Below are 6926 nucleotides of genomic sequence, written 5' to 3'. Positions count from 1 at the left end.
ACCATGGCCAATATCCGCGCAAAATGTGTTTTGACGTATTTGGAGCGGACAAAATCGAACAGTTCAATATTCAGATGGGCGAAGAGCTGACAGTATCTTTTGATGTAGACGCACGCCAATGGCAAGACCGTTGGTTCAACAGTATTCGCGCATGGAAGGTAGAACGCGTAAGCACTGCCGCACCCGCTCCGGGCGCTCCCGTTCCGCCGCCAGCTCCCACTGCCGCACCGGAATTCCTCGCAGGGGATGCAAAGGATGACCTGCCGTTCTAAGAATATGTTATAATTCACCACAGATTGCACAGATTAACACAGCTAAAAATTCTTGATTATCAAAATTCTAGAATAAACTGTGTTAATCTGTGCAATCTGTGGTGAGTGTGTATTTTGACTTTCCTCGTGCTTATTTTCCCTCAGCACTCTACAGAATGACCGATTAATCACCCTTTATAAAGCAATACGATATTCGGATAAACCACCCCTTCTGTACAAGTGAATTGTACTGCAAGCATGAAATGACGGAAGAAGTTGGATTGACGGAAGAAGAAGTTCGGTATCAGACGCACATACGTTTCAGGCTGGCTCAGCATCATCTCCATATCCACCATCATCACAAAATTATATATGGGTGAAAGACTGCCTATACCCTCTTCGTACACCGGTGTTCCGTCTAACACATCTCCACTCTCCACCGCCTCAATATAGGCCGAAAGGCTCAGTGCATCGGGAGCCAGCAACAGACTACCCCGATAGAAACAGGCAAAGGTATAAAGGGCAGACTCCGTGATGCCCGTCAGTTGGGTGAGCAGCGTGTTACGGGGCAACACATATTTAGGGAACTTCCTTGCTTTGGGATACAACGAATTATTTGAAACCATTTTCGGCATAAGCGGAGCATCCTCTTCCTTGGGGGTACTGTAAAGCAGATACTGCAAGCGGCGTTCCGCTGCCAGTTCATCCTTGAGAGGGATACACATCACGGCGCAAGGCAGCTTGTCCAACGTGTCTTTAGACTGGAACAAGCAAGACATCACGCTCTCGCCCGCATGCTCATTCAAGTAAGCAATCCACTCTTCGTCACGCTGCTTGATATAGTCTGAATAGGTGGCCTTGGCATACTCCTGACTGGCAGTAAAGCCAAACCAGGAATTTCTATCAGACATTGCCCAGCGATCGTAAAAGAAAGTGGAAGACGGAAGCAGAGCCCCGGAAAATCCGTCCTCTACCGGCTGCTGCACCCGCAAGGCATTGATAAACGTCTGTGTGGAATCCGACCCATGGCTGATGCCGGAGCAATAAATGGCATCTTCATTGAACTTCATGTCAAACTCTGCCCAACTGCCCAGCTGCGTCTGCGAACGGATACCATCCGTAGGCTTCCCCATATCCACTCCTTTCATACGCACATAGACCGTGGCAGCCACGTTACTCTGCTTGCCCGCGTACATAGTGCGGAAAGAAGGGAGGTTCATCAGGGACTTTTTGCTGCGCCGCGCATCAATCACATGTTCTATCAAACGCTTCTGGAAACTTACAACCAGAAAATCGGGAGTGAAGTAGGCAGCCAGGAAACGACCGTCTGCCATGGGATAGATACGTATCTCCTCTCCCTTGTAATCGAAATACTTGGAAGGAAACGAACTGGAGCAGTACTTCTCCACAAAAGATTCCACCAACTCATAATCACCCGAACCCAAACTGCAATACAATACTTGGTTCATCGGTGTATCCGGCTCGTGAAAGCTAATCAGCATCTTGTTCATCTGTTTACTCAGTCCATGCGGAGTATCCTCCACCAAAGTATACAAATACTTCTTCAAGTAAACAAAAAGCTCCGATACGTATAGAAAATGATTGTCTTTGCTGCAATTCAGTTCATTGATATCCTCCACGAGGTCTGCCATACGGTCGGTTTCGAGTATGGCTGTGGCATCTTGCGGCACCAAAGTATAAAGATTGAAATCCTGCCGGTTCTCCACCGAATTCAACCGCAGGAAAGAATACACACCAAAACCGGTACATAGCAGCACTATGGACACAACGACAGCTATCTGTATGAGGAGTCGGAGTTTCATGGCATTTATTCATCAACTTTTGGCAAAAATAGCATTTTCTACTAATAAAACAAAACAAATGTTTCAAAAAGTTTAGAAATCTATTTCAAGTCCATCGTAGGCAAAGTGTACATGGGGTGGCAGCTGCTTTTCGATATCGGCATGAAGCCCTGCATGATGGCTCATATGGATGAAATAGGTCTCTTTGGCACCAATACGTCCGGCAGCCTCCAACGCCTCCGAAATACTCTGGTGCGTAGGATGCGGCTTTGGCCGTAAAGCATTCATTACCAAAACGTCCAAGCCCTTCAATTGTTCATAAGATTCCTCAGGCATCATGTGCATATCCGTGATATATCCCAGCCGGCCGCCAATGCGGTAGCCCAGGATGGGAAGCCTGCCGTGCATCACCCGTAAAGGCAGCACTTCCGTCCGGTTGATGTGGAACACCTGCCCCGCCTCCACTTCCTGCAGATAGATACGCGGAACTCCCGGATATACCTTATCGACAAAGCAGTAAGGCATCCTTGCCCGCAGATGGGCAGCAGTGTAGGCATCGGAATAGATAGGGATATCGGCAAAACGACCGAACGGGCGCAAATCATCCAGACCACCCACATGGTCATAGTGTTCGTGTGTCACCAGTACGCCGTCTATCTTCTCAAAAGAAGAAGCACGCAGCATCTGTTCCCTGAAGTCAGGACCACAATCTATCAATATCACCGCATCATCCGTATGCAGCAGGGATGACGCACGCAAGCGGTTGTCCCGCGGGTCAGTGGAAGTGCAGACCGGACAAGTACAGCCTATCTCAGGCACACCGGTCGAAGTTCCACTTCCTAATATTCTGAGTTTTCCCATTGACTAAATCAAATAAATTTCTAAAATCAGGTTATATACAACAATGTTTGGGTGTGTCAAAACTCTCTTACTATTTTATCAAACAAACTTCCGGGTGAATATCAATGCCGAATTTCTCGCGGACAGAAGCCCGCACGGCATCCGAAAGAGCGACAATATCCGCTCCCGTGGCACCACCCGAGTTCACCAGCACCAACGCCTGCCGGCCGTGCACCGCAGCAGGCCCCAGCGCCTTGCCTTTCCAGCCACACCGGTCTATCATCCAGGCAGCCGGTATCTTTACCCGACCGGCATCCACATCATAGTGGGGCATGTCCGGATATTCCCGTTGCAAAGACTCGAACTGCCGACGCGGCACGATGGGGTTCATAAAAAAACTACCCGCATTGCCCAGCACCTTCGGGTCGGGCAACTTGCTTTGACGGATGTCTATAATCACGCGGCGCAAAATTTCCAGATTCAGCACCGGATATTTCTCCAGCTCCTGCCGGATAGTACCGTAATCCAATGTATAATGTTCCCGTTTACCCAGGCAGAAGTTCACGTAAGTCACAAACACGGTCTTCATCTCCGGTTGCTTAAACAAGCTCTTTCTGTAGGAGTAGCCGCATTCGTCCACCCCGTAGATACGCTTCTCCCTTGCCATGTTTATGGTTTCCACGGATGTTATCAGGTCCTTTACTTCCACACCATAGGCACCGATATTCTGTACTGCGCTCGCCCCCACCTCACCCGGTATCAGCGAAAGGTTCTCGGCACCATACCAATGCCGCTCCACACAGTAGGCCACAAAATCGTCCCATACCACACCGGCGCCCACACGCACCGACACGTGCTCCTCATCCTCTGACGTCACCTCCAGGCCACCGATACGTGAATGCAGTACCGTGCCTTCATAATCCTTAATAAAGAGTAGGTTGCTCCCTCCACCGATATGCAGCCAGGGCGCAACGACCTGTCCTGCTGCAATCAGCTCCCGCAGTTCATCCTCCGAACCGTATTCCAGAAATCTTGCAGCAGTAACGTCAATTCCAAATGTATTGGGTATCTTCCTCAAACCTTTCCTCCTTTATTTTAAATGCTCGTGTCTTCATATTTGTACAGCTCCCATCCCTTACTGCGTTTGCGGAAATAGAAGATATTGGAGTATCCGTTGCCTATGCCATTTACCTTCAGTATTTTGGTGTCCGACAAGTCCTCATTCTTCTGTCCGTAATTGATATTAGACAGTCTGTCGGCAGGCATTACCGGACGGAAGGCATACCACTGGTCCACATCCAAAGTGGTTTCCAGGATAGAGAACTCGTCGTCAGGGTCTATGGTGATGAATTGTAGCGGATGGCTGATATGCTTGCTCTGATAGACACTGTCCGTCACAAAACGGGTATAGAATTCCACGAAGTCCTCATTTTCGCCTTTCTCCATCTCGCGCAGGTTGATGGCTTCGAGCATCCACATTCCCCGCTTCTTCTCAAAATAATAACGCTTCATCATACGCGTTTTCAAGAAAATCCACTCCACTTGTACCGATGTCAGCGTAGTATCGCCCACCATGTCCATATCCTCTTCCTTATCAAAAAGCAAGGTGTAATAGTTCTGCTTGGTAAACAGATAATCGTGCTTCCAGAAGTCCGCCTCTATCTTCAGCGGAGTGTCACGGTCATAATAGGGCAAAGGAAATACCGTCCTCTGCCTTTGCAGAGCATCATCCGAAGCATAATTGAAGATAAAATCATCAAACAGCTCGTCTGCCTCCATCGGCTTCGGTTCTTCCTTCACTTCTGCTTCCAGCAGCGTATCGGCCTTGTGACCGGCCGAATCCACCATTTCCGTAATGGTAGCAAAGGGATCCATTTTCGCCTTTTTGTTTCCACACGAAATCAAAAAGGCGAACAACAAAAATCCCAATAAAAGTTTTTTCATTCTTTACGGACCGCTTACGGTCACTTGTTTAATTTAGCCCTTAATTTCTCAAGCATGTCTACGGTCATGGACTCCAGGTCGTACTGCGGCATCCAGTCCCATTCCTCGCGTGCACAAGAGTCATCCAGAGAGTCGGGCCAGCTGTCGGCAATGGCCTGCTTCAGCGGATCAATCTCGTATGCCATCTCAAAATCAGGCATATGCTTCTTAATTTCCTGATAAATCTGTTCCGGGTCAAAACTCATGGAGGCGATGTTGAAGGCGTTGCGGTGCTTCAGCCTTGCCGGTGCCGCTTCCATCAGCGAGATGGCCGCGTTCAGTGCGTCGGGCATATACATCATATCCATATACGTGCCGGCCTTCACCGGACATACGAATTTTTCTCCCTTCACGGCAGAGTAGAAGATATCCACCGCATAGTCCGTAGTGCCGCCACCCGGAGGGGTCACGTTCGAAATAATTCCCGGAAAACGTACCGAGCGTGTATCCACACCATATTTTGTATAGTAATAGTCACTCAACAATTCAGTCGTCACTTTTGTCACGCCATACATGGTACGCGGACGCTGGATAGTGTCCTGCGGTGTCTTTACATGAGGCGTGGCTTCGCCGAACGAGCCGATGGAACTCGGGGTAAACACGGCACAATTGTACTCGCGCGCCACTTCCAGCACATTCCACAACCCGTCGATACCGATTTTCCAAGCCATGGCCGGACGGCTTTCGGCAACTACCGAGAGCAAGGCGGCCAGATTGTAGATAGTATCAATCTTGAACTGACGCGCCACCACCTCGATGGACTGACGGTCTGTCACGTCGGCAATGGCCGAAGGGCCGGATGCTTTCAATTCTCCCTTGGGCATAGCACTCGGAATGTATCCTGCCACAACATGGTCATCACCATAACGTTTGCGCAACTCCAGCGTGAGTTCCGACCCAATCTGTCCGGTAGCTCCAATTACCAAAATATTCTTCATACGAGTTATTTATAAGGTTTCGTTATTATATATGGTGCAAATATACACACTTTTTTTTCATATTTCTGCCATATTGATATTGTTTATTCCAAGAAAAATGATGTTCTTTGTGGGAAATGTAATGACAACGTATTACCTAAAAAATAAAATGCTATGTACGGTAAAATGAAAGACCATCTCAGCAAGACACTTGCTGAAATAAAAGAAGCCGGACTCTACAAGGAAGAGCGACTGATTGAGAGTGCACAACAAGCTGCCATCAGCGTAAAAGGCAAAGAGGTGCTGAACTTCTGTGCCAACAATTACCTGGGACTGTCCAACCACCCGCGGCTGATTGCCGCCGCCCAGCAGATTATGGAACGCCGCGGATACGGCATGTCGTCCGTACGCTTCATCTGCGGAACGCAGGACATCCACAAGGAGCTGGAAGCAGCCATCTCCGACTACTTCAAGACTGAAGACACCATTCTCTACGCCGCTTGTTTCGACGCCAATGGCGGTGTGTTCGAGCCCCTCTTCACCGAGGAAGACGCCATCATCTCGGACTCCCTAAACCATGCTTCCATCATTGACGGCGTACGCCTCTGCAAAGCCAAACGCTATCGCTACGCCAATGCCGACATGGCCGACCTGGAAAGATGCCTGCAGGAAGCCCAGGCACAGCGTTTCCGTATCGTAGTTACGGACGGGGTATTCTCCATGGACGGCAACGTTGCCCCGATGGACTGCATTTGCGACCTTGCCGAGAAATACGACGCGCTGGTCATGGTGGACGAATCACACTCCGCCGGCGTGGTAGGCCCTACGGGACACGGCGTAAGCGAACAATACGGCACCTACGGACGCGTAGACATCTATACCGGAACTTTGGGCAAAGCCTTTGGCGGCGCTTTGGGAGGATTCACTACCGGACGCAAGGAAATCATCGACCTGCTACGCCAACGCAGCCGTCCGTACCTCTTCTCCAACTCATTGGCTCCGGGCATCATCGGCGCCAGCCTCGAGGTATTCAAGATGCTCAAAGAGAGCAATGCCCTGCATGACAAACTGCTGGAAAACGTGAACTACTTCCGCGACAAGATGACCGCCGCCGGTTTCGACATCAAGCCGAC

Annotated in this window: 7 protein-coding genes; 2 read left to right on the top strand and 5 right to left on the bottom strand. The window is 49.6% G+C overall.

The window, feature by feature from the left end:
• The coding region (locus ABUA47_RS09260) for a DUF3127 domain-containing protein (protein ID WP_349831560.1) at positions 1-272 on the top strand (272 nt) is incomplete at its 5' end.
• A gap of 167 nt (positions 273-439) precedes the next feature.
• On the opposite strand, the gene ABUA47_RS09255 is transcribed toward ABUA47_RS09260, so the two are convergent.
• The 5 genes from ABUA47_RS09255 to ABUA47_RS09235 all read right to left on the bottom strand — a co-directional run bounded on the left by ABUA47_RS09255 (position 440) and on the right by ABUA47_RS09235 (position 5814).
• The gene (locus ABUA47_RS09255; protein WP_005832363.1) at positions 440-2074 is read right to left on the bottom strand and encodes a DUF3352 domain-containing protein; all 1635 of its coding nucleotides are present in this window, start codon (positions 2072-2074) and stop codon (positions 440-442) included.
• A 72-nt stretch (positions 2075-2146) separates the two neighbouring features.
• Positions 2147-2914, bottom strand: a complete 768-nt coding sequence (locus ABUA47_RS09250; protein ID WP_005832365.1) for an MBL fold metallo-hydrolase — start codon at positions 2912-2914, stop codon at positions 2147-2149.
• Positions 2915-2984: 70 nt separating this feature from the next.
• Positions 2985-3971, bottom strand: coding sequence for a UDP-N-acetylmuramate dehydrogenase (gene murB / locus ABUA47_RS09245; RefSeq protein WP_016274343.1), 987 nt, complete (start codon positions 3969-3971; stop codon positions 2985-2987).
• A gap of 17 nt (positions 3972-3988) precedes the next feature.
• On the bottom strand, positions 3989-4837 hold the full coding sequence (locus ABUA47_RS09240; RefSeq protein ID WP_005832369.1) for a DUF4348 domain-containing protein: 849 nt from the start codon (positions 4835-4837) through the stop codon (positions 3989-3991).
• Positions 4838-4857: 20 nt separating this feature from the next.
• Positions 4858-5814: an NAD-dependent epimerase/dehydratase family protein gene (locus ABUA47_RS09235; protein ID WP_005831407.1), complete on the bottom strand. Its 957-nt coding sequence runs from the start codon at positions 5812-5814 to the stop codon at positions 4858-4860.
• A 153-nt stretch (positions 5815-5967) separates the two neighbouring features.
• Between ABUA47_RS09235 and kbl the strand changes: the two genes are divergently transcribed.
• Positions 5968-6926, top strand: a 959-nt coding sequence (gene kbl / locus ABUA47_RS09230) for a glycine C-acetyltransferase (RefSeq protein ID WP_349831562.1), incomplete at its 3' end; no start/stop codon positions are given.

It is taken from the genome of Bacteroides sp. RTP31139st1_H2_RTP31139_211217 (assembly GCF_040227615.1).
Taxonomy (GTDB): domain Bacteria; phylum Bacteroidota; class Bacteroidia; order Bacteroidales; family Bacteroidaceae; genus Bacteroides; species Bacteroides uniformis.
Note: the sequence above shows the minus strand (reverse complement) of the source record. Positions and strands in the feature narration are given on the sequence as shown.